Source organism: Streptomyces sp. NPDC056224, assembly GCF_042267665.1.
Taxonomy (GTDB): domain Bacteria; phylum Actinomycetota; class Actinomycetes; order Streptomycetales; family Streptomycetaceae; genus Streptomyces.
Map to the genome: position 1 here is coordinate 1 of NZ_JBHJTK010000012.1, position 22,533 is coordinate 22,533.

General features: G+C 69.3%; 19 protein-coding genes and 1 pseudogene. 9 read left to right on the forward strand and 11 right to left on the reverse strand.

What is annotated here, in order from left to right; translation table 11 throughout:
* Positions 1–208: 208 nt before the first annotated feature.
* Positions 209–1,399, forward strand: coding sequence for a GDSL-type esterase/lipase family protein (locus ACFCZ1_RS17060; RefSeq protein ID WP_376679069.1), 1,191 nt, complete (start codon positions 209–211; stop codon positions 1,397–1,399).
* Between the two features lie 49 nt (positions 1,400–1,448).
* Positions 1,449–1,793: a hypothetical protein gene (locus tag ACFCZ1_RS17065; RefSeq protein WP_376679070.1), complete on the forward strand. Its 345-nt coding sequence runs from the start codon at positions 1,449–1,451 to the stop codon at positions 1,791–1,793.
* On the opposite strand, the gene ACFCZ1_RS17070 is transcribed toward ACFCZ1_RS17065, so the two are convergent.
* From ACFCZ1_RS17070 to ACFCZ1_RS17105, 8 genes are all read right to left on the reverse strand, one after another.
* On the reverse strand, positions 1,790–3,421 hold the full coding sequence (locus tag ACFCZ1_RS17070; RefSeq protein WP_376679071.1) for a hypothetical protein: 1,632 nt from the start codon (positions 3,419–3,421) through the stop codon (positions 1,790–1,792). The two genes, ACFCZ1_RS17065 and ACFCZ1_RS17070, sit on opposite strands and share 4 nt — an antisense overlap.
* A 363-nt stretch (positions 3,422–3,784) precedes the next feature.
* Complete coding sequence (locus ACFCZ1_RS17075) at positions 3,785–5,161, reverse strand: nucleobase:cation symporter-2 family protein (RefSeq protein WP_376679072.1); 1,377 nt, start codon at positions 5,159–5,161, stop codon at positions 3,785–3,787.
* Positions 5,162–5,515: 354 nt separating this feature from the next.
* Positions 5,516–6,919, reverse strand: coding sequence for an 8-oxoguanine deaminase (locus tag ACFCZ1_RS17080; RefSeq protein ID WP_376679073.1), 1,404 nt, complete (start codon positions 6,917–6,919; stop codon positions 5,516–5,518).
* A 189-nt stretch (positions 6,920–7,108) separates the two neighbouring features.
* Positions 7,109–8,032: a factor-independent urate hydroxylase gene (gene pucL, locus ACFCZ1_RS17085; RefSeq protein WP_376679074.1), complete on the reverse strand. Its 924-nt coding sequence runs from the start codon at positions 8,030–8,032 to the stop codon at positions 7,109–7,111.
* 1 nt (position 8,033) lies between these two features.
* On the reverse strand, positions 8,034–8,438 hold the full coding sequence (uraH, locus tag ACFCZ1_RS17090) for a hydroxyisourate hydrolase (RefSeq protein ID WP_376679075.1): 405 nt from the start codon (positions 8,436–8,438) through the stop codon (positions 8,034–8,036).
* Between the two features lie 2 nt (positions 8,439–8,440).
* The gene (gene uraD, locus ACFCZ1_RS17095) at positions 8,441–8,956 is read right to left on the reverse strand and encodes a 2-oxo-4-hydroxy-4-carboxy-5-ureidoimidazoline decarboxylase (protein WP_376679076.1); all 516 of its coding nucleotides are present in this window, start codon (positions 8,954–8,956) and stop codon (positions 8,441–8,443) included.
* Between the two features lie 166 nt (positions 8,957–9,122).
* Positions 9,123–9,521: a helix-turn-helix domain-containing protein gene (locus tag ACFCZ1_RS17100; protein ID WP_376679077.1), complete on the reverse strand. Its 399-nt coding sequence runs from the start codon at positions 9,519–9,521 to the stop codon at positions 9,123–9,125.
* A complete protein-coding gene (locus ACFCZ1_RS17105; protein WP_376679078.1) occupies positions 9,518–9,769 on the reverse strand; it encodes a hypothetical protein in 252 nt (83 codons plus the stop codon). Before ACFCZ1_RS17105 ends, ACFCZ1_RS17100 begins: the two co-directional genes overlap by 4 nt.
* Before the next feature lie 125 nt (positions 9,770–9,894).
* Here ACFCZ1_RS17105 and ACFCZ1_RS17110 point away from each other — a divergent pair, with 125 nt between their 5' ends.
* From ACFCZ1_RS17110 to ACFCZ1_RS17125, 4 genes are all read left to right on the forward strand, one after another.
* Entirely contained in the window at positions 9,895–10,728 is an 834-nt protein-coding gene (locus ACFCZ1_RS17110) for a TIM barrel protein (protein WP_376679079.1), read from the forward strand.
* Between the two features lie 75 nt (positions 10,729–10,803).
* The gene (locus ACFCZ1_RS17115) at positions 10,804–11,694 is read left to right on the forward strand and encodes a 2-hydroxy-3-oxopropionate reductase (RefSeq protein WP_376679080.1); all 891 of its coding nucleotides are present in this window, start codon (positions 10,804–10,806) and stop codon (positions 11,692–11,694) included.
* Between the two features lie 250 nt (positions 11,695–11,944).
* Complete coding sequence (locus tag ACFCZ1_RS17120; RefSeq protein WP_376679184.1) at positions 11,945–13,402, forward strand: catalase; 1,458 nt, start codon at positions 11,945–11,947, stop codon at positions 13,400–13,402.
* 605 nt (positions 13,403–14,007) lie between these two features.
* Positions 14,008–14,589: a TetR/AcrR family transcriptional regulator gene (locus tag ACFCZ1_RS17125; RefSeq protein ID WP_376679081.1), complete on the forward strand. Its 582-nt coding sequence runs from the start codon at positions 14,008–14,010 to the stop codon at positions 14,587–14,589.
* A 164-nt stretch (positions 14,590–14,753) separates the two neighbouring features.
* Here the strand turns inward: ACFCZ1_RS17125 and gcl are convergent, their stop codons facing one another.
* On the reverse strand, positions 14,754–16,541 hold the full coding sequence (gene gcl, locus ACFCZ1_RS17130) for a glyoxylate carboligase (protein WP_376679082.1): 1,788 nt from the start codon (positions 16,539–16,541) through the stop codon (positions 14,754–14,756).
* A gap of 267 nt (positions 16,542–16,808) precedes the next feature.
* On the opposite strand from gcl, the gene ACFCZ1_RS17135 reads away from it, so the two are divergent.
* Both ACFCZ1_RS17135 and ACFCZ1_RS17140 read left to right on the forward strand, forming a co-directional pair.
* Positions 16,809–17,618 carry a hypothetical protein gene (locus ACFCZ1_RS17135; protein WP_376679083.1) on the forward strand — a complete coding sequence of 270 codons (810 nt, stop codon included), beginning with the start codon at positions 16,809–16,811 and terminating at the stop codon, positions 17,616–17,618.
* A gap of 81 nt (positions 17,619–17,699) precedes the next feature.
* Positions 17,700–18,188: a glutathione peroxidase gene (locus ACFCZ1_RS17140; protein WP_376679084.1), complete on the forward strand. Its 489-nt coding sequence runs from the start codon at positions 17,700–17,702 to the stop codon at positions 18,186–18,188.
* A gap of 37 nt (positions 18,189–18,225) precedes the next feature.
* Here the strand turns inward: ACFCZ1_RS17140 and ACFCZ1_RS17145 are convergent, their stop codons facing one another.
* Together ACFCZ1_RS17145 and ACFCZ1_RS17150 are read right to left on the reverse strand one after the other, a co-directional pair.
* Entirely contained in the window at positions 18,226–19,938 is a 1,713-nt protein-coding gene (locus tag ACFCZ1_RS17145; RefSeq protein ID WP_376679085.1) for an AMP-binding protein, read from the reverse strand.
* Positions 19,939–19,983: 45 nt separating this feature from the next.
* Positions 19,984–21,088 (reverse strand): annotated as a pseudogene (locus ACFCZ1_RS17150) (winged helix DNA-binding domain-containing protein).
* Between the two features lie 231 nt (positions 21,089–21,319).
* Here ACFCZ1_RS17150 and ACFCZ1_RS17155 point away from each other — a divergent pair.
* A complete protein-coding gene (locus ACFCZ1_RS17155; protein WP_376679086.1) occupies positions 21,320–22,486 on the forward strand; it encodes a magnesium and cobalt transport protein CorA in 1,167 nt (388 codons plus the stop codon).
* Positions 22,487–22,533 lie beyond the last annotated feature (47 nt).

The window sequence follows — 22,533 nt, forward strand, 5'->3', positions numbered from 1 at the left end:
GCCACCAGGCAGCGGGGGCGGAGCCGTTTCCGGACGCCGAGCCGAACGACCGATCGGTTGTTACTTGTTCGTAACTTGCCTGTACCTAGCGGTAACAAGGGGGCGCGTGTCACCTTTCCGATGCCACCGGCCGGCGGTACCCCCACTTTTCCAGCCATGCGTCGCAGCTGTTCCTGGCTTCGGCATGGCCTACCGCAGGAGTTCCGCAGTGATCGGATTCCGCAACGTCAGCAAGGACCGGGCCCGGCGTCGTGTGCGACGACTGGCAGGGGCCGGGTTGGTCCTGCCCCTCGCCGTCAGCGCGCTGGTGGCCGGTGGGGCCGGGACCTCGGTGGCCAGTTCCGGGAGCGGGCCCACCGCCGTGGTGTCCATGGGCGACAGTTACATATCCGGCGAGGCCGGGCGCTGGAAGGGCAACAGCCTGACCAACAGCGGGAGCCGGTACGGAACCGACCGGGGATGGGTCACCGGTAGCACCTACGATCCCGCCAAGGTGTACGGGACCACGGCGGGCGGATGCCACCGCTCCGACTCCGCCGAGGTGCGCAGCGCCGGCGCGATCGCCGACGTCGCCGTGAACCTGGCCTGTTCCGGGGCGACCTCCGAGAACGTGTTCCGCGCCGCCGGCGGCGGGGTCTCCTTCAAGGGCGAGGCCCCGCAGGCCGATCAGCTCGCCGCCGTGGCCGCGAGCCACGACGTCAAGGTCATCGCGCTGTCCATCGGCGGGAACGACCTCGGCTTCGCCGACATCATCAAGGACTGCGCCCTCGACTTCGTCCTCTGGAACTCCTACTGCTACGACGACCAGCAGTACGGCGTGGACCAGAAGATCGACCAGGTCATGGCCAACGTCGGGAAGTCGGTGGACGAGGTACGGGCCGTGATGCGCGCGGCCGGGTACGCCGACTCCTCCTACCGGATCGTGCTGCAGTCCTACCCCTCGCCGATCCCGCGGAGCGCCGAGAACCGGTACCCGCAGAGCGACTGGAGCCGCCTCAACAGCGGCGGCTGTCCCTTCTGGAACCGGGACTCGGACTGGGCGCGTGACTCGCTCGTGCCGCAGATCGCGGGCCGCATCAAGGGCGTCGCCGCCGCCAAGGGCGTGCAGTTCCTGGACCTGCGGGACATGCTCCAGGGCCGCGAGGTGTGCGCCAAGGCCAGCAAGCAGGTGACCTCCACGGTCCCGGCCTCGGCGAAGACCAGCGAGTGGGCGCGCTGGATCGACAACAACGAGACGCAGGGCCTGATCCAGGAGTCCATGCACCCGAACTACTTCGGGCAGCTGGCCGCGGGACGCTGCCTCGCCCTGGCCGTCGCCCAGCCCGCGAACTCGGGCGTCAGCTGCAAGAACACGGCCGGAGCCGATCAGAGCGGGATGTACCTGACCTCCGCGCCGTAGCGGCGAAAAGCGGGTGATCGAAGCGGTACGGGCTGCCATGCTCTCGGGCATGGCAGCCCGTACCGCACGACCCTCCCTGTACATCTCCGTCGACATCGAGGCCGACGGGCCCATTCCCGGGCCGTACTCGATGATCAGCTTCGAGGCCTCCGTCGCCGGTCGGCAGGACGGCGGTTCGTATACGGCCGCGGACCCCGAAGAGCTCACCTTCTACCGCGAGTTGCGGCCGATCAGTGATGCGTTCGTGCCCGAGGCCCTCGCGGTGAGCGGGCTGGACCGGGACCTGCTGGTCCGGGGCGGCTGCGATCCGGAGGCGGCGATGGCGGAGTTCCGCGCCTGGGTGCGCGAGGTCTCGGCCGGCGCGCAGCCCGTGATGTGCGGCTACCGTTCCTAGCGATGTCGGCCTCCCTTGGCCGAGTCGCTGCATACCGGGCTATCCGGTTGTCTCCCCGAACGGTCTTGGGAGACGGGGAACAGCGCGAGCTGGTCGCTTCGGTCCCGGCAGGTCTTGGTGCCCTGGTGGGGCGTGCCTGTGGTCCTTGGCGGGCTCGTGTTCCCGCGCGCCCTGGGGCGGGGGACGGTCTGGCCGGTAGCTCTCCGCGCGACGATCCTCTGGTCGTGTGCGGTCACACCTGGCCGACGCCGTAGCCCGTAGCCGAGGGCGCGCCTGCCGATCGCCACAGCGGCCGCGTGGTGGCCGGTGACGGTGGTCTTGGATTGCTGCTGTAGGGGGCGTTGCCAGTGCTGGCCGCCCCATCGGGAGGTGTAGGCGGGGTCGACCGCAACGACGACAAGCCCGGCGTGGTGGGCCATGCCGCGCAGCCGATCGCGGAAGCGCGCGGTGGGGAGTCCGGCGACGATGCGGCGGAACGTCTTGCCGCGTTGGCCACGACCCATGGTTTCCCGGCCGGTTGCGCGGGCGTCGGCGAAGCCGAGGTTCTCTATCGCCAGACCGGCGCAGCCATTCGTCTCGGCTAGGTTGATCAGTTCGGTGATTGCGGCCCGGAGCTGGCCATCGCGCTGGGATGTAGGGCCGCTCAGATCGGTGTGCACGGCGACGGGCTCACCGACTGGATTGCCGTGCGCGTCTACGACGCAGACGGCGAGGTGGTCGGCGTTGAGATCTACGGCGAGTAGGCGGACCCCTTTGGCGGCCAGCTCGACGGGTGTGGGCAGCACCGTCTTCGGGGTGGACCAGGAGGCGTCGAGGTACCAGCGGCCGCGTACGGCATCGTGGACGATGTCGTAACGCACCGAAGTATTGATGGTGACCCGGTCCAGCCACTCCTCGCGGCGGTGGTTGAACGTGACGGTGCAGGCGAGCCGGTAGCGGCCACGCGGCGCGTTCGCCAAGTACCGCAGAGGTTCGGGCAAGACGATTGTGACCGTGCCGTCGGCCGGGTCCACGCTGATCGTGTAGTTCCCGTACGGCGCGCCCGACTCGCCATCGGCGGTCAGGAACATGCGCTGCGCGTCCCACCGCTCCCGCCACTCGGCCTCCGTGAGACCAGCGTTGGCGAGATTGTGCCGCACCTTCGCCAGACGGCAGCCACCCACTACAACTGCCGGGTGCCCGGCCTCAATTCGCCGCTCCACCTCAGCCAGCCGGGCGGTGAGCACCTGCAACCGGCACTGCATCTCCGCACGCTCAGCCCGGCTCGGATAGCCACGAACATCACCCACGCGCGCACCGCACGGCACCGCCAGCCGCCTACCGATCTTCGCGACGACTCTACGCAGTCCCGCTCGTTCATCGAACAGGCAGCGCAAGCTGAGCTGGAACTGATCCTCCGACACACGAGTGATCGCCCCCGCCCACCGCGACGACGACACCCCTGTCAGGGCGCGTTTACGCTCCCGCCGCCGGTTCTGCTTCACAGGCACTCTGCCGATGCGGAGACGCTCAGCCAGATCCGCACGAGCATGATGACCGAGGTGCTCGCCGACGACCCGCAGGATCTCGGCATCGCCGATGGACAGGCGCAGACGATCCCGGATACGCGCACCTGCGGGAGCCGACACGGTGAACGGATCAGCCAGCGTCCGCAGTTCACTCTTCCGTCGGCCCCCACCACGCGCCACCAGCCACCCCCTCTCCCATAGCGGCCCTGCATGGCCTCTACCAACATTGGCGACTCCGCCAAGGCAACGCCCCTGCGACGCTCCCCGTTCACCCCTATGAGGTACCCGGTGGCCAACCACAGCCGACAACCGAAACACAATGGTTGGCTACCGCTCCCTCGACTGGCTATTTCTGTACTGGTACTTGATGCTCTTCGGCGAGGCAGCCATTTCGGGCACTCCGGATGCCTGGACATGAAGATGTGGCGGTGCGCACGCCACACCCGCAGTGGGTGGCGTGCGCACCGCCGTACACGGTTCGGTTCAGTGCACCGGGACCGGATCGGGGGTACTCACCCCGCGCCGGGCGCCGAGGTGGTTGAAGGCGAGGTTGAGCAGGATCGCCACCACACAGCCGGTGCTGATGCCGGAGTCGAGGACGACCAGCAGGTCCTTCGGGAAGGCGTGGTAGAACTCCGGCGCGGCGATGGGGATCAGGCCGATGCCCATCGAGGCGGCGACGATCAGGGCGTTCTCGCCCTTCTCCATGGCCGCGCCGGCCAGCGTCTGGATGCCGCTCGCCGCGACCGAACCGAAGAGCACGATGCCGGCGCCGCCGAGGACCGGCAGGGGGACGACGCCGATGACGGAGGCCGCCATCGGGCACAGGCCCAGCAGGACCAGGATGCCGCCGCCGGCGGCGACGACGAAGCGGCTGCGCACCTTGGTCATGGCGACCAGGCCGATGTTCTGGGCGAAGGCGCTGCACATGAAACCGTTGAAGAGCGGGCTGATCGCGCTGCCGAGCGTGTCGGCGCGCAGGCCGCCCTCGATGGTCCTCGCGTCCGCCGGGCGGCCGACGATCTTGCCGAGGGCCAGGATGTCGGCCGTGGACTCGGTCATGCAGACGAGCATGACGATGCACATCGAGACGATGGCGGCGGCCTGGAACTGCGGGGCGCCGAAGTGGAACGGGGTCGGGAAGCCGATCACGGAGGCGTTCTTGACGGCGTCGAAGCTGGTCATGCCCAGGGGGAGGGCGATCAGCGTGCCGGCCACCAGGCCGAGCAGGATGGATATCTGCTGGAGGAAACCGCGCAGGAACCTCCGCATCAGCAGGACGACGACCAGGGTGACGGCCGCCATCCCGATGTTCTCCATCGAGCCGTAGCCGGCAGCGGTGCGGTTCCCGCCCTGCGACCAGTTGAAGGCGACGGGCAGGAGCGAGACACCGATCAGGGTGATGACCGTACCCGTCACGACCGGCGGGAAGAAGCGGACGAGTTTGCCGAAGTAGGGGGCGGCGAAGAAGCCGGCGACTCCGGCAACGACGATCGCGCCGAAGATGACCGGGATGGCGTCCGCTCCCTCCCCCTTGCCGATCGCGATCATCGGGGTCACACCGGCGAAGGAAACACCGTTGACGAAGGGGAGTCTGGCACCGATCTTCCAGAAACCGAGGGTCTGGAGGAGGGTCGCGAGCCCCGCGGTGAACAGGGAGGCACCCATCAGGAAGGCGGTCTCGGTGGCGGAGAGGCCGACGGCGGGGCCGACGATCATGGGCGGGGCCACGACACCCGCGTACATGGCGGCTACGTGCTGGAGGCCGCTCGTGAACATTTTCAGCGGAGGCAGGGTCTCGTCGACCGGGTGCTTCTCCTCCGGTACTGCGACTGCATCTTTTCGAAACCTGGGCGTCATGGCCACGGCTTCCTCCGGTCGGTTAAAACACGTCGGCAGGGACGTGGGTGTCATGGAGGTGGTGCGAAAGCTGTGCGAGTCGAGCCTGTGTTCAGTTGTGGGTGCGCGGAGGCAGGGGTGCGCGGAGGCACGTGCCCGCGGAAGTACGGGTGCGCGGAAACGATTCGCCCGAGTCGGTTCCGCGATGGTCGAGCCAGTGGCACGAGTCACCGCTCCCGGGGGCGCCCGCAAAGACCGGGCGCTTCCCGGGAACGGCTGCCGCCGACCCCGCTCGGGTCCGCGGCCGCCGGCCGGGGGCCGTCCCCCCCGGCCGGACTCATTTGGGGGTACCTCCCAGCGGTGGCTGGGGGAGGATCAGGCCTGCGCGACGATCCGCGCGAGGCGCTGGGCCTCTTCCCGCGTGGACGCGGCGATGGCGTCCTCGTCGGCGAAGAGCAGTCGGTTGTGCTCGACGATCTGCTTGCCGTTGACCAGCGAGAGCGTCACCGGGGCGGCCGCACCGAAGACCAGCGCGGTGACCGGGTCGGCGATGGAGGAGTGGGCCAGCGTGCTCAGGTTCCACATCACCAGGTCGGCGCACTTGCCGACCTCCAGCGAGCCGATGCTGTCGGCGCGGCCGAGGACCTGGGCGCCACCGTACGTACCCAGCCGCAGGGCCTGACGCGCGTTCAGGGCGCGCTCGCGGTGGACCGGGTTCAGACGGTTGATCAGCAGCGCGTTGCGCAGCTCGGTGTGCAGCTCACCGGACTCGTTGGAGGCGGTGCCGTCCACGCCGAGGCCGACCGGGACACCGGCGGCGAGCATGTCCGGGACGCGGGCGATGCCGGCGGCCAGGCGGGCGTTGGAGGACGGGCAGTGCGCCACGCCGGTCTTGGTACGGGCGAACGCGGCGATGTCGGAGTCGTTCATGTGGACGCTGTGCGCCATCCACACGTCCTCGCCGAGCCAGCCGGTCGACTCGAAGTAGTCGGTCGGGCCCATGCCGAACAGTTCCTTGCAGAACTGCTCCTCCTCCACGGTCTCCGAGCCGTGCGTGTGCATGCGCACGCCCAGGCGGCGAGCCAGCTCGGCACCCTGCTTCAGCAGCTCGGTCGAAACCGAGAAGGGGGAGCACGGGGCGACGGCGACCTGGGTCATCGCGTCGAAGGAGGGGTCGTGGTGCTTCTTGACGGTCGCCTCGGTGTCAGCGAGCGCGCCTTCGAGGGTCTCGACGGCATGGTCCGGCGGCAGGCCGCCGTCCTTCTCGCTGCGGTCCATCGAGCCGCGGGCGAGGGTGAAGCGGACACCCATCTCGGACGCGGCGCGGATGATCGAGCCGGAGAGGTCGCCGGAGCCCTTGGGGAAGACGTAGTGGTGGTCCATGGCGGTGGTGACGCCGCCCTTGGCCATCATCGCCAGGGAGCCCTGGGCCGCCGCGTAGGTCATCTGCTCGTCGATGCGCGCCCAGGTCGGATACAGCGCGACGAGCCAGTTGAAGAGGTTGTGGTCGGTGGCCAGGCCACGCGTGATCCACTGGTAGAAGTGGTGGTGCGTGTTGACCAGACCCGGCGTCACGAGGTGCCCGGTGCCGTCGATGCGGCGGACCACGTTCTCGAGGTTCTCGGGGGCCCGGCCCGCACCGATCGACTCGATCTTGTTGCCGGCGACGACCACGTGCCCCGAGGCGTACTCGGTGTCGTTCGCGTCGACGGTCGCGATCGCACAGTTCTCGATGACGATGCGCTCGACCGCGCTGTCAGGGGCTGCCGATGCTGCCATGGGACTTCCTCGTGCTTTCAGTGGCGGTGCGGGCACGGCAAGGCCCGGGAGATTTGAGTGCCGGAGCCGGGGGCCTTGACAGCTGACAGTACTGCCGCCCCGTGTGATGCGTCCGGGTGCCGATTCACAAGCGGATGCATGGCGCGCCGTCCCGGGGCCACTGCGGGGCCCCGGGACGCGCGTGCCGCATCAGAGGTTGGTCATGTCCACGGGGATACGGGCGTCGACGCCGTCCCGGAGAACAGTGGCCTCGATCAGACCGTACGGACGGTCCGCGGCGAAGTACACCTCGTTGTCGTTCTTGAGGCCGAACGGCTCAAGGTCCACGAGGAAGTGGTGCTTGTTCGGGAGCGAGAAGCGGACCTCGTCGATCTCCGAACGGTGGTTGATGATGCGCGAACCCATCTGGTACAGGGTCTGCTGCAGCGAGAGGGAGTAGGTCTCCGCGAAGGCCTGGAGCATGTGCTTCCTGGTCTCGGCGTAGGACTTCTCCCAGTTGGGCATCCGCTGCTCGTCGTCCGACCAGTTGAAGCGCCAGCGGGCCGACACCTGGGTGGCCAGGATGCGGTCGTAGGCCTCCTTCAGCGTCGTGTACTTGTCCTTCACGTAACCCCAGAACTCGGAGTTCGTGGAGTTCATGACGACCAGGTCCTTGAGGCCGGAGATGACCTCCCAGTTCCGGCCGTCGTACGTGATCTGGGTGACGCGGGTCTCCATGCCCTGGCGGACGAAGGAGTGGTTCACCTCGTCGGAGCCGATGAACTTGGAGTTCGCGTCCGAGGTGGCGATCCGGTCCCAGGCGTACTCCTCGATCCGGATGCGCGCCCGCTGGATCGGCTCCTGGCTGTTCACGAACCAGCGCGCCAGGTGGATGCCGAACTGCTCGGCGGACTCGATGCCGTGCTCCTTGGCGAACGCGTACACCGTGTTCTTGGTGGTGTCCGTCGGCAGGACGTTGGCGTTCGATCCGGAGTAGTGGACGTCGTCCATGTCGCCGGAAAGGGCGACCGAGACGTTCAGGTCCTTGATGTGGTGCGTGTCGCCGTCCCGCGTGATCTTGACGACGCGGTTCTCTGCTTTGCCGTACTGGTTCTGGCCCAGGATCGTGGCCATGCTAGCTCCCTCGGTAAACGGAGTAGCCGAACGGGTTGAGCAGCAGCGGTACGTGGTAGTGCTCGCCGGGAGTGACCGCGAACGTGATCGTCACTTCCGGAAAAAACGCACCGCTGTCCCTTACGCGGGGGGCGTCCTGCTGCGCCTCGGCTTGCTTCTCGGAACTGTGCTTGTCATGGAAGTACGACTCGGTCTCGAAGTCGAGACGTACGTGGGTGGTGCCCTCCGGCAGCGCCGGCAGGTCCTTGCAGCGCCCGTCCGCGTCGGTGGCGGAGTCGCCCAGGGCGGCCCACTCGCCGGCCGGACCCGTACGGGCCGAAAGCGAGACGGCGACGCCCTCGGCGGGCTTGCCGATGCTGGTGTCCAGGATGTGCGTGGACACCGACGCGGTGGTCTCGGTGCTCATGTTCACTCTCCCTCTGCGAGTTCTGCGAGGCGGGTCAGACGGATCTTGTTGATCTTGACGAGCTCGCCGCGGGCGATTTCCCGCTCCCGCTCCGGCGAGTTGCCGATCCGGACCTTGACCGCGTCCCGCATGAACTCACCGGTCGCGCCGGTGGCGCAGATGAGGAAGACGTGGCCGAACTTCTCCTGGTACGCCAGGTTCAGTTCGAGGAGCTCGTTCCTGAGCTCTTCCGATGCGCCGGCCATGCCGCGCTGCTCGCGGGCGGAGGTCGGGTCTCCCGGCTTCGGCCGGCCGATCGGCGCGTGGCCTCCCATCGCCTCGCCGAGGTCCTGCGCGGTGAGCTCCGCCATGGCGGACTCGTTCGCCGCGAACAGGGATTCGACGCTGGTGAAGGGGCGCTGGGCGAGCAGCCTGCTCCCCCATGCCGAGCTGGCGCACACCTCGTGGAGCTCGGCGGCGGCCGCGCTGTCGTCCAAGGCGTTGAACCGGGTGAGACCCGGGGTCGGACTCGAAGTCACGGTAGGCCTCCGTGGCCTGTTGTTGCTTTGACGGGCTGCGCATAGCTAACGCCCTCGACAACACGGCGTCAACACTTTGTTGAAACTTCCCGTACACAAAAGCCGCCGCCCGGGTGAATTGGGCGGCGGCTCGTCACTGCGGGTCAGATCGCGTTCACTCTCGGCTTCACTTCTGGGTGCCCTTGTCGGCCTTCGCCTGAGCACCGGCGTCCCTGTTCAGGTAGTTGTAGACCGTGAAGCGGCTCACGCCCAGGGCACCCGCGACCGTTTCCACACCGTGCCGCACGGAGAAGGCGCCCCGCGCCTCCAGTATCCGCACGACGTCCTGCTTGGACTTGCGGTCGAGCTGGGACAACGGTACGCCGTGCCGGCGCTCCAGGGCCGCAAGGATGCGGTCCAGCGAGTCCGAGAGCTGGGGCAGGCGCACGGCCAGCAGGTCCTGCCCCTCCCACCTGAGCACGACGTCGTCGGGCTGCGCCTGGGCGGGATCCATCAGCTCGCCGCCCATGGCGTCGACGAGCGGCTTGACCGCGGCGACGAACGGGTGGTCGCGGGGCTCGGTCATGGCGTCTCCTCGCCGATCACGTTGACCTGGAGCGACACGCGGGTCGCCCCGGCCTCCAGGGAGTCGCGCAGCAGCGCGGCCACCGCGGCCAGCACCCGGCCGGCCTCCCCCTCGGCGGTGTTTCCGAACGGACCGACGTCCACGGCGTCCAGCTCGGCCTTCTGGATGACCTCCCGGGCCGCCACGGCGTGGGCAGGAGCCTCTTCGAGGTCGAAGGGCTCGGTCGTGAACTCCACTCTCAATCGCACGCGGTCAAGCTACCTGGCACTCGGGACTTTCCGGGAGCCCGCACTTGACAGCCCCGCGAACCTCCATGCAGTCTTCCATCAAGCAGAAACTAACTTCCGCAATACGGAAGGAGCGCACACCCCTCATGGGATACACGGACCAGCGCTTCGATGTGAACCTTTCGATCCTCTTCACGGAACTCCCGCTTCTGGAGCGCCCCGCGGCCGCCGCCGCGGCGGGCTTCACGGCGGTCGAGCTGTGGTGGCCCTGGATCGAGACGCCCACCCCCGCACAGGCGGAGCTCGACGCCCTCAAGAAGGCTCTTGAGGACGCGGGCACCCAGCTGGTGGGCCTGAACTTCTACGCCGGCCGGCTGCCGGGTCCGGACCGCGGCGCGGTATCGGTTCCCGGTGAGGAGTCGGACCGCTTCAACGCCAACATCAACGTGGCTGCGGACTTCGCCGCCTCGGTCGGCTGCAAGGCGCTGAACGCCCTCTACGGCAACCGCGTCGAAGGCGTGGACCCGGCCGTCCAGGACGAGCTGGCCCTGAAGAACCTGGTCGTGGCGGCGCAGGCCGCGGACCGGGTGGGGGCGATCCTCCTGATCGAGACCCTCAACAAGCCCGAGTCGCCGCTCTACCCCCTGGTGAGCGCACCGGCCGGCATCGAGGTGGTGGACAAGGTGAACGAGGCCACCGGCCTCGGCAACGCCAAGTTCCTCCTCGACCTGTACCACCTGGCGATGAACGACGAGGACCTCTCCGAGGTCATCGGAAAGTACGCCGCCAAGACCGGGCACGTCCAGATCGCGGACAAGCCCGGACGCGGTGCCCCCGGCACCGGCGAGCTGCCCCTCGAAGAGCTGCTCGACCAGCTGAAGAAGGCCGGATACGAGGGCTACGTGGGCCTCGAGTACAAGGCGGCCGACGCTGCCGCGTCCTTCGCGTGGCTCCCGGCCGAGGCCCGCGCCGCCGAGTAGGCGGACAAAGTCCGGGCGATCAGCCAGGCACCTCACGAACTCTTCGTACAAAGCATGTAGAGAAGGACCCTCCTCATGAGCACCCTCCCCAAGATCGCCTGGATCGGTCTCGGAATCATGGGCTCCCCCATGGCCGAGAACCTCCTGAAGGCCGGCTACCCGGTCACCGGCTTCACCCTGGAGCAGGACAAGCTGGACCGCCTGGCCGCCGCCGGCGGCACCGCGGCGGGCTCGATCGCCGAGGCCGTCAAGGACGCCGACGTCATCATCACGATGGTGCCCGCCTCCCCGCAGGTCGAGGCCATCTCCTACGGCGAGAACGGCATCCTCGAGAACGCGAGGTCCGGCGCGCTGATCATCGACATGTCCTCGATCACCCCGCAGACCTCGATCGACCTCGCGTCGAACGCCGCCGCCAAGGGGATCCGCGTCATCGACGCCCCGGTGTCCGGCGGCGAGGCCGGCGCCATCGAGGCAGTCCTGTCGATCATGGTGGGCGGCGAGCAGGCCGACTTCGACGAGGCCCTGCCGATCCTCGAAGCGCTCGGCAAGGTCATCGTGCTCTGCGGTCCGCACGGCTCCGGCCAGACGGTGAAGGCCGCCAACCAGCTCATCGTCGCCGTGAACATCCAGGCGTGCGCCGAGGCCGTCGTCTTCCTCGAGAAGTCGGGCGTGAACCTCCAGGCCGCCCTGGACGTCCTGAACGGCGGTCTGGCCGGCTCCACGGTCCTGACCCGCAAGAAGGACAACTTCCTGAACCGCGACTTCAAGCCCGGTTTCCGGATCGACCTGCACCACAAGGACATGGGCATCGTCACCGACGCCGCCCGCAACGTCGGCGCGGCCCTCCCGGTCGGCACGGTCGTCGCCCAGCTGGTCGCCTCGCTGCGCGCCCAGGGTGACGGCGGCCTGGACCACTCCGCCCTGCTCCGCGCCGTCGAGCGCCTCTCCGGCGCCCGGATCTGAGCCCGGATCCGAGCTTGGTTCCGAGCCCGGCTCCGGGCTTGGACCAGAGCCCTCCCCTCGCGGGGACCTGAGTTTCCGGATGGTGCCGGTGCTGACACCTGTCCTGTCGCGCCCAAGCGCCGGCACCGTCCGGATCACCTCTCCTCAACTTCGTTCAACAAACTGTTGACGTTTAGTTCTTGCCGAAATTAGGCTGTTTCGCATGACGGAAGACGCTTTCCGTCAGCAGTTACCCGTACGGAAGGTCACCATGTCGAAGCGCACGCTGACGACCGAGTCCGGCGCCCCGGTCGCCGACAACCAGAACTCCGCCACCGCCGGCGTCGGTGGCCCGCTCCTGGTCCAGGACCAGCAGCTCCTCGAGAAGCTCGCCCGGTTCAACCGTGAGCGCATCCCGGAGCGCGTGGTGCACGCCCGCGGCTCGGCCGCGTACGGCCACTTCGAGGTGACCGACGACGTCACCGCGTACACCAGCGCCGCGTTCCTGAACCAGGTCGGCAAGAAGACCGAGACCTTCCTGCGGTTCTCCACCGTGGCCGACTCGCTCGGCGGCGCGGACGCGGTCCGCGACCCGCGGGGCTTCGCGCTGAAGTTCTACACCGAAGAGGGCAACTACGACCTCGTCGGCAACAACACCCCGGTGTTCTTCATCAAGGACCCGATCAAGTTCCCCGACTTCATCCACTCCCAGAAGCGCGACCCCTTCACGGGCAAGCAGGAGCCGGACAACGTCTGGGACTTCTGGGCGCACGCCCCCGAGGCGACGCACCAGATCACCTGGCTGATGGGGGACCGCGGCATCCCCGCGTCGTACCGCCACATGAACGGCTACGGCTCCCACACCTACCAGTGGACGAACGAGCAGGGCGAGGCCTTCTTCGTCAAGTACCACTTCAAGACGAACCAGGGCATCCGCTGCCTGTCGGGCGAGCAGGCCGCCGAGCTCGTCGGCAAGGACGCGAACTCGCACCAGACCGACCTGCTGCAGGCGATCGAGCGCGGCGTGAACCCGAGCTGGACCCTCTACGTCCAGATCATGCCCGCCGCCGAGGTTGCGGACTACCGCTTCAACCCGTTCGACCTCACCAAGGTGTGGCCGCACAGCGACTACCCGCTGCAGCGCGTGGGCCGCCTGGTCCTCGACCGCAACCCTGACAACGTCTTCGCCGAGGTCGAGCAGTCCGCTTTCTCCCCGAACAACTTCGTCCCCGGCATCACCGCCTCGCCGGACAAGATGCTCCAGGGCCGTCTCTTCGCGTACGCCGACGCCCAGCGCTACCGCCTCGGTGTGAACCACACCCAGCTGCCGGTCAACGCCCCGAAGGCGACGAAGGCCGAGAACTACGGCCGCGACGGTGTCATGGCGCTGCGCAACGGTTCGCGCCACGACAAGAACTACGAGCCCAACTCGTACCAGGGTCCGGCGGAGACCGGTCTCGCACTCGGCGCCCCGAAGGCCGTCTCCGGCTACACGGGCACCCACGAGGCCCCCGCCCACACCAAGGACGACGACTTCTTCCAGGCCGGCGAGCTCTACCGCCTGATGTCGGAGGCCGAGAAGCGGCGTCTGGTGGCGAACATCGCCGGCGGCCTGTCCCAGGTCACCCTGGAGGACGTCATCGAGAAGAACCTGGCTCACTTCCACGCCGCCGACGCCGACTACGGCAAGCGCGTCGAGGAGGCCGTTCGCGCCCTGCGCGACGCCTGAGCCGCACAGCTGTACCGGGGGCCTGACGGGAGGTCAGGCCCCGGGTGCTGAGCCCGACCCGCGGACCCGGATGAGGGGTGGTGCGCGGTGAGGGCAGACTGCGCCAGTCCATGCGGCTGGCGCCGCGTGAGGACCGTGGCGGGCGTGCGAGCCAGTGCGGTGGTCATGGGTTCCGAGGCCCGTCTCTTGACCTGAGGGAGACGACGCCGGAGTTCCCGTCGCCCGACCGCCACGGTCCCAGCCGTTCCCTCTCTATATACGGGGCCACGCACGGGGTCCCCCGTACACGGAGGTGCACACACCTCCCCACAGTCTCCGCCCGGCGGTGCGAACGTCCTGTCGCGCCAGCCTCGCTCCGTCGGGCGGTAACAACCAGAGCGCCGAGTCACGGACGGTCCCGTGACCCGGCGCTTTGCCGTATCCGCCGCCCCTCCTCCGCCTCCTGCGCCTCCTGCGCGGTACCCGGCCCGGGAGCAGCCGGGTGTACGCGCACTCCCGGGGCGGACGGAGCGCGACTGAAGATCCGGTCAGGGTGTCGGGTGGCAGCTATCGTGAGACCTGACTGAAAGCTCAGTCAAGGGGTGGAACGAAAGGTGCGGACAAGAGTGGCCGACCGCCAGGCATTGATCTTGGAAGCAGCCGTCCGCGTCATCGCGCGCAGCGGCGTCAGGGGCCTGCGCGTCGAGGAGCTGGCGGCCGAGGCCGGGGTCTCCACCGCGCTGATCTACTACCACTTCAAAGACCGGGCCGGCCTGATCCGGCGCACGCTGGCCTTCGTCAGCGACCGCGCCACCGGCTACACCGACGAGGCCCTGAAGGACACCGAGGACGCTCGCGCCGCGCTGCTCCAGCTGCTGCTGAGCGAGCTCCAGGACGTCCCGCGGGTCCGCGAGAACAGCACCGCGTGGGGCGAGCTGCGGGCCAGCGCCGTCTTCGACGCCGACCTGCGCGAAACCCTCGCCGAGTCCACCCGCGCCTGGTCCCAGGACACGGCGGACGCCGTCTCGGACGCCCAGGCGGCCGGCCTCGCCGACCTGCACGTGACGCCGCTCGACGCCGCCGAGCGACTGACCGCCCTGGTGGAGGGACTGAGCGAGCGCTGGCTGAGCGGCTCCCTCACCCTGGAGCGCGCCCGCGAGCTGCTGACCGGCGCGGTGGACGCGGAGCTCGGCCCGCGCCCCGAATAGCCGCCCAACGGCCCACGGACAGCCCCCGAGCAGCCCCCGGACGGCCCGCGGACGACTCGCCGACGACTCACGGACGGCCCACGGACGGCCCACGGACGGCCCACGCCGAACGGCCCCTGCCCCTCCTCGCGGAGGGGCAGGGGCCGTCGTGCACTGCGGACGGATCAGACCTTGAGGGCCTTGATCGCGGTCGGGGCGTGGCCCGGCTCGGTCGCGAGCTCCTCGAACTCGGTGACGTCGCTCATGTCGACCGTCTTGCTCATCGAAATGTTGGTGACGCGCTCCAGGATGGCCTCGACGACCACCGGGACGCTGTACTCGGCGGCCAGCTTCTTGGCCTGCTCGAAGGCGGCGCCCAGCTCGTCCGGGTCGGTGACGCGGATCGCCTTGACGCCCAGGCCCTCGGCGACCTTGACGTGGTCCACGCCGTAGACGCCGAGCTCCGGGGTGTTGATGTTCTCGAATTCGAGGTTGACCTCGAAGTTGATGCCCAGGCCGCCCTGAGCCTGACGGATCAGGCCCAGGTAGGCGTTGTTCACCAGGACGTGGACGTAGGGGACCTTGTGCTGCGCGGCGACCGCGAGCTCCTCGATCATGAACTGGAAGTCGTAGTCGCCGGAGAGGGCGACGATCGGGGTCTCCGGGTCCGCGGTGGCTGCACCGATCGCGGCCGGAATGGTCCAGCCGAGCGGGCCGGCCTGGCCGCAGTTGATCCAGTTGCGCGGCCTGTAGACGTGCAGCATCTGCGCACCGGCGATCTGGGACAGGCCGATGGTGGTGACGTAGCGGGTCTCCGGGCCGAACGCCTTGTTCATCTCCTCGTAGACGCGCTGCGGCTTCATGGGGATGTTGTCGAAGTGCGTGCGGCGCTGCAGGGTGGCCTTGCGCTCCTGGGCGGACTCGGCCCAGGCGGAGAAGTCCGGCAGCGTGCCTTCGGCCTTGAGGTCGTTGGCGACCTCGATGAAGAGCTCCAGCGCGGCCTTGGCGTCGGAGGCGATGCCGAAGTCCGGGGCGAAGATCTTGCCGATCTGGGTGGGCTCGATGTCGACGTGGACGAACTTGCGGCCCTTGGTGTAGGCATCGAGGTTGTAACCGGTGTGACGGTTGGCCCAGCGGTTGCCGATGCCGAGGACGAAGTCCGACTCGAGGAAGGTCGCGTTGCCGTAGCGGTGCGAGGTCTGGACACCGACCATGCCGGCGCTCAGCTCGTGGTCGTCCGGGATGGTGCCCCAGCCCATGAGGGTGGAGATGACCGGAATGCCGGTCAGCTCGGCGAACTCGACCAGCAGGTCGGAGGCGTCGGCGTTGATGATGCCGCCACCGGCGACGATCAGCGGACGCTCGGACTCCAGCAGGAACCGCAGGGCCTTCTCGGCCTGGGCGCGGGTGGCGCGCGGCTTGTAGACCGGCAGCGGCTCGTAGGTCTCCGGGTCGAACTCGATCTCCGTGAGCTGGACGTCGATCGGCAGGTCGATCAGGACCGGGCCGGGACGGCCGGAGCGCATCAGGTGGAAGGCCTCCTGGAACACGCCCGGAACCTGGGCGGCCTCCAGGACCGTGGTGGCCTTCTTGGTGACCGGCTTGGCGATCGAGGCGATGTCGACGGCCTGGAAGTCCTCCTTGTGGAGCTTCGAGACCGGAGCCTGACCGGTGATGCACAGGATCGGGATCGAGTCGGCGATCGCGGAGTACAGGCCGGTGATCATGTCGGTGCCGGCCGGGCCCGAGGTACCGATGCAGACACCGATGTTGCCCGCCTTGGCGCGCGTGTAGCCCTCGGCCATGTGCGAAGCACCCTCGACGTGGCGGGCCAGCGTGTGCTTGATGCCGCCCACGTTCTTGAGCTCGCGGTAGAACGGGTTGATCGCAGCACCGGGCACGCCGAACGCTTGCTCGACACCCTCGAGCTTGAGGATCTCCACTGCAGCGGCGGCGGCTGTCATACGGGGCATCAGGTTCTCCTGCGGGTCTGGCGGTCAGGCTTTTCCGTAATCCGGAAGTATTGTTCTGCTATACGGAACAAGCTAAGCGGCGGCTCCCCTGTCGTCAAGGCGCTTCGACACCCCCGATGCCACCAAAAGCGCCGTCCCGCTCGGTGTGTTGCACAAATGACCGAGCCCGTGGAGGGAATCCGGGGGAAAAGGCGGGCACGCTCGCCCCGGTGGTGGCGGGTGGTGGAGCATGTACCTACGCACAGCGACGGAGGGGGTCCAGGTCTCATGGCGGAAGCGGTACCGGTGCGCTGCCCGGCGTGCCTGCGCGAGAACGGCTACACCGCCCCGGTCTTCCCCTGCGCCTGCGGGAGCCCGGTCGATCCGCCGCTGGACCTGACGGCGCCGCCGGAGCCGCTGACCCATCGGACCTGGTCGGAGAGCTGGGTGGCGGTGCGCTGCGCGTCGTGCGGGCGGGAGAGCGAGTGGCCGCGGCCCGAGCTGGGGTGCGGATCGTGCGGGACGGTGGTGCGGATCGCGGTGCACCCCGTGCACCGCGCCCGTCCCGGGCACCCGGCGGAGCGGGGCGAGTACCGGGGCGGCGGCGCCGGGGACGCGCCCTCCGGGGCTGCCGATCCGGCCCGGCCGGGCGCAGAGCGGCGGGATCCGCGTCCGGCGCACATACCGCTGCCGCCGACGGCCCCGGTGCCGCGCCCCGCGTTCCGTCCGGTGACCATCCGGACGGCCCGCGACGCGGTGGCCACCGCCGCGCTCTACCTGCGCTGGCTCGGCTTCCAGGACGTACGGCAGCCCGACGGACGGCCGATCCCCTCGGCGGCCGTGGACCTGCGGGCTCCGGGGCTGGTCGCACAGGTGGACCCGACCACCGCGCCGGCCGGGGTGCGGGCGGTCGAGTGCGTCTGGCTGAACGGACTTACAGCTTCCGCGACCGGCGTCTACTTCGCGCTCGCCGGGTACACGCAGGACGCCCGCGCCCGCGCGGACGACCTGGGGATACCGCTGTTCGTCATGGACCTCACGGGCATGCCCCAGCCGGTCAACGACCCGGCGGACGAGCTGATCGGTACGGGCGCTTAGCGGTCGTACCGCCGCCCCGGAGCCGGTTGCGGGCATCGCCTACGCTCGGAGGCGATGCCCGCTTCCTGCCAGGAGAGCCCGATGAGCCTTTACGACATCCCGCTGACCAGCCTGTCCGACGAGCCCACCAGCCTCGCCGCCTACAAGGGCAAGGCGATCCTGCTGGTGAACACCGCCTCCCAGTGCGGGCTCACCCCCCAGTACTCGGGGCTGGCCCGCCTGCAGTTCGCGTACGAGGAGAAGGGCTTCACCGTCATCGGGGTGCCCTGCAACCAGTTCGGCGAGCAGGAGCCCGGCACCGCCGAGGACATCCAGACCTTCTGCGCGGCCGGTTTCGGCGTCACCTTCCCGATGCTGGAGAAGTCCGAGGTCAACGGCGAGAACCGGCACCCCCTCTACCAGGAGCTGGTGAAGGTCCCGGACGCCGGGGGCGAGGCGGGGGACATCCAGTGGAATTTCGAGAAGTTCCTGATCTCCCCCGCCGGTGAGGTCGTGGCGCGCTTCCGCCCGCGTACCGAGCCCGAGTCCCCCGAGGTCGTCGCCGCGATCGAGGCGAACCTGCCCGCGTAGGTTCCGCCGCCGGCGCTCAGCCGAGTCCGGCCGGGGTTCAGCCGAGGCTCAGGTCGGACTCGTCGTACTCCTGGGCGGAGCCGGCCGCGGTGAGCTCCCGCAGCTCCACCCGGCGGATCTTGCCGGACACGGTCTTCGGGAGTTCACCGAACTCGATGCGGCGGATCCTCTTGTACGGGGACAGCACCGCACGCGAGTGCTCGAACAGCGCCCGGGCCGTCTCCGGCCCGGGCTCCCAGCCCGCGGCGAGGGTGACGTAGGCCTTCGGTACGGCGAGGCGCAGCGCGTCCGGGGCCGGCACCACGGCGGCCTCGGCCACGGCCTCGTGTTCCAGCAGCGCACTCTCCAGCTCGAACGGGCTGATCTTGTAGTCGGAGGCCTTGAAGACGTCGTCGGAGCGCCCGACGTAGGTGAGGTACCCGTCGGCGTCCCGCGAGGCGATGTCGCCGGTGCGGTAGAGCCCGTCCGCCATGGCCTCGGCGGTGCGCCCGGGGTCGTCGCGGTAGCCGGTGGTCACGCCGGCGGGCTTGGTGCGCAGGTCCACGCAGAGCTCGCCCTCGTCCGCGGACTCCTTGCCGGTGACGGGGTCCAGGAGGACGATCTCGTAACCCGGCGCGGGGCGGCCCATGGAGCCGGGCTTGACGGGGACCCCGGGGAAGTTGCCGACCTGCAGGGTGGTCTCGGTCTGGCCGAACCCGTCGCGGATGGTGACGCCCCAGGCCTCGCGGACCTTCTCGATGACCTCCGGGTTGAGCGGCTCGCCTGCGGCGACGGCCTCGCGCGGGGGACGGGCCAGCCGGGTGAGGTCGGACTGGATCAGCATCCGCCACACGGTGGGCGGGGCGCAGAAGGTGGTCACGCCGTGCCGGTCCATCTCGTCCAACAGCCGCTCGGCGTCGAAGCGGGCGTAGTTGTGGACGAAGACGGTGGCGCCGGCGTTCCAGGGGGCGAAGAGGTTGGACCAGGCGTGCTTGGCCCAGCCGGGCGAGGCGATGTTGAGGTGCACGTCGCCGGGGCGCAGCCCGAGCCAGTACATGGTGGAGAGGTGCCCGATGGGGTATGACGCGTGCGTGTGCTCCACGAGCTTGGGGCGGGCGGTGGTGCCGGAGGTGAAGTACAGCATCAGCGGGTCGGTGGCGAGGGTCTCGCCGTCGGGGGTGAAGGCGCCTTCGGTCGCGTACATGTCCTCCAGCCGCCGCCACCCGGTGGGGACCTCGGGCCCGGCCGCGATGCGGGTGTAGGCACCCGGTACCCCGTCGAACTTGGCGGTGTCCGCCGCGCGCGCGATGACGTGGCGTACGTGTCCCCGCTCGATGCGGTCGCGCAGGTCGGCCGGGCCGAGCAGCGGCGTGGCGGGGATGACGACGGCACGCAGCTTCATCGCGCCGAGCACGACCTCCCACAGTTCGCGCTGGTTGCCGAGCATGACCAGGACCCGGTCGCCCGCGGCGACTCCCTGCTCGCGCAGCCAGACGGCCGCCGCGTCGGACCGTACGGACAGTTCCGCGAAGGAGAGGGCCTGGCTGGAGCCGTCCTCCTCGACGATGCGCAGGGCGTCGGCGCCGTTCCCGGCGGCGATGTGGTCGAACCAGTCCAGGGCCCAGTTGAAGCGGTGGGGCCGGGGCCAGGTGAATCCCGCGTGGGCGCTCGCGTAGTCCCCGCGGCGTTCCAGCAGGAAGTCCCGCGCGGCCAGGAACTGGGCGGTGGCGCTGTTCGGCGTACTGTCGGCTTGCGCACTTTCGGTCGTCATGCCAGGCATCGTGCCGCGTGCGCCGCCCGGACCACCAGAGCGACGTCAGCCGTGGATTGACGCGAAGCGTACGGAGACCTTCCCGGGGTCCTCGGGTCCGCTCATGGCGGCGGCCATCAGCTCGGCTTCGGCGACGATCTCCTCCTTGCGCGCGGGGGGCGCCTTCTCGAACAGCTCGACGGTGACCGCGTTCCCCTCCCGTTTCCAGAGGCCGGCGAGGAAGCCGTCGACGAGCAGGGTGCAGTGGGCCTGGTTCCCCGTCCAGGTGCGTCCCTTGATCTCGGCGGGGACCACGCGGGAGCGGTCGGCGTGGGAGAGGAGGAGGTTGTCGAATTCGGGGAGGAGGCGGGGCGGCGCCGGGGTGTCGGCGTCGGGCCGGGGTGCGTCGGGCAGGTCGAAGAGCTCGACGCCCGTCGCGGAAGACGGCCAGGCCGGGGCGCAGCCGCTCGAAGGCCTCCCGCAGACGGGTGAGCCCCGCCCAGACCTGCATGTCCTTGACGGAGGCGGGTCCGAAGGCGGCGAGGTAGCGCAGGACGACGTCGTCCACGGGCTGTGCCTCCCCGGCGGGCCGCCCGAGCCAGTTCTCCACGGTGGTGAGGCGCACCCCGCCGCTGCGCCCCCACACTCCGCGGGGCGTGACCTGGACCAGCGGGAGCCTGCAGCGGGCGGCGACGGACAGGGACTGCGGGTCGGCGTCGGGCCATTCCTTGAGCAGTTCCCCGCGGATCTCCCCCATGGTGCGCGGCTCGCCCTCGACGAACGCGCGGGCGAGCTCGGCGAGCCGTTCGAGGTCCACCCCGGCGAGCCCCTTGCGGAAGTAGTTCACCTCGCGGTCCCGGGCGGGCTGGACGAGGGGTCTGAGGGTCAGGGCGTCGTGGGCGGTGTGCGTGTGGATGGTGGAGCGCATGGTGACCATCCGGACGGCCTCCCGGGACTCCATCAGGCCCGCCAGCTCGGCGGGCCGGAAACCGTCGAGGCGTGCGTGGAGCTGGAAGTAGGGGGGCTTGACGTTCTGCGCCTGGAGTCCGAGCAGGTGGGCGACGGCGTCCCGCGCGGACATCTCGGCGCGGCTCAGCAGCAACTGGCGGGCGAGCGTGGCACGGTTCAGTGCGCGGGTACCGAGTACGGGATGCGTTGTCCTGGAGGCCATGAAGGCAAGCTAACTCGCCTTGCGGACATCTTCTGTCCGCAAGGCGGCGGCGGTTCCCCCGAGCGCAGGCCGCCGAAGGCCCGGGCGCCAGGCCCGGGCCAAGCCCTGAGCCAAGCCCTGAGCCAAGCCCTGAGCCCGTTTGTCCCGTATATCCTGCCTCTTGCCCGTAAACGGACGTTCGACCCTTCAACCCTTCGACCGTTCGACCCTTCGACCGGGAGCAGACCTGCTATGTCGGAGCGCCCAGACCGCCACCTCCCGCCGTCCGCCGGCAAGCGCGCGGGCTGGCGTCGCCCCTCCTCCCCAACTGGCACGCCCCCGGCGGGACCCCCTGCCGCTCCGCAGCCCGCTCCACCGGCCCCCGCTCCCCCGAACCACCGCAGCGTCGTCGACTCCGCCGTCTACCGCGACGGCCGCCGCATCGCCTCCCCCACCACCCTGGCGGACACCTTCCGGCGGCTGCGCGAGGAGCCGGACGGCATGGCCTGGATCGGCCTGCACCGCCCCACCGAGCCCGAACTGCATTCCCTGGCAGCCGAGTTCAACCTCCACGAACTCGCCGTCGAGGACGCCCTGGAGGCCCATCAGCGCCCGAAGCTGGAGCGCTACGGCGACACCCTGTTCGTCGTACTGCGCGCCGCCCGCTACCTGGACGCGCAGGAGGTGGTGGAATTCGGCGAGCTCCACATCTTCGTCGGCCCGGACTTCCTGATCACGGTCCGCCACGGCGGCGCCCCGGACCTCTCGTCGGTCCGCCGCCGCATGGAGGAGACCCCGGAGCTCCTCTCCCTCGGCCCCGAGGCCGCCCTGTACGCCATCCTCGACGCGGTGGTCGACGGTTACGCCCCGGTGGTCGAGGGCGTCCAGACCGACATCGACGAGATCGAGACGGAGGTCTTCCGCGGCGACCCGGCGGTTTCGCGCCGCATCTACGAACTCTCCCGCGAAATGGTCGAGTTCCAACGCGCCACCCGCCCCCTGATCGGCATGCTCCACGGACTGATGGCGGGCTTCGCCAAATACGGCACGGACGAGGAACTCCAGCGCTACCTCCGCGACGTGGCCGACCACGTCACCCACACCAGCGAACGCGTCGACGGCTTCCGCCAGGCCCTCACGGAAATCCTCACGGTGAACGCCACCCTGGTCTCCCAACAGCAGAACGCCGAAATGCGCGCCCTGGCCGAAGCGGGCTTCGAGCAGAACGAGGAGATCAAGAAGATCTCCTCCTGGGCTGCCATCTTGTTTGCACCCACACTCGTGGGAACCATCTACGGCATGAACTTCGAGGACATGCCGGAACTCCAGTGGGCAGCGGGCTACCCCTTCGCGATCCTGCTGATGGCAGTGGTCTGCGTCAGCCTGTACGTCATCTTCAAGAAGCGCGACTGGCTGTAGACCACACATCAACACAGTTGATCAACTTAGCTCTTGCGAATACCTGA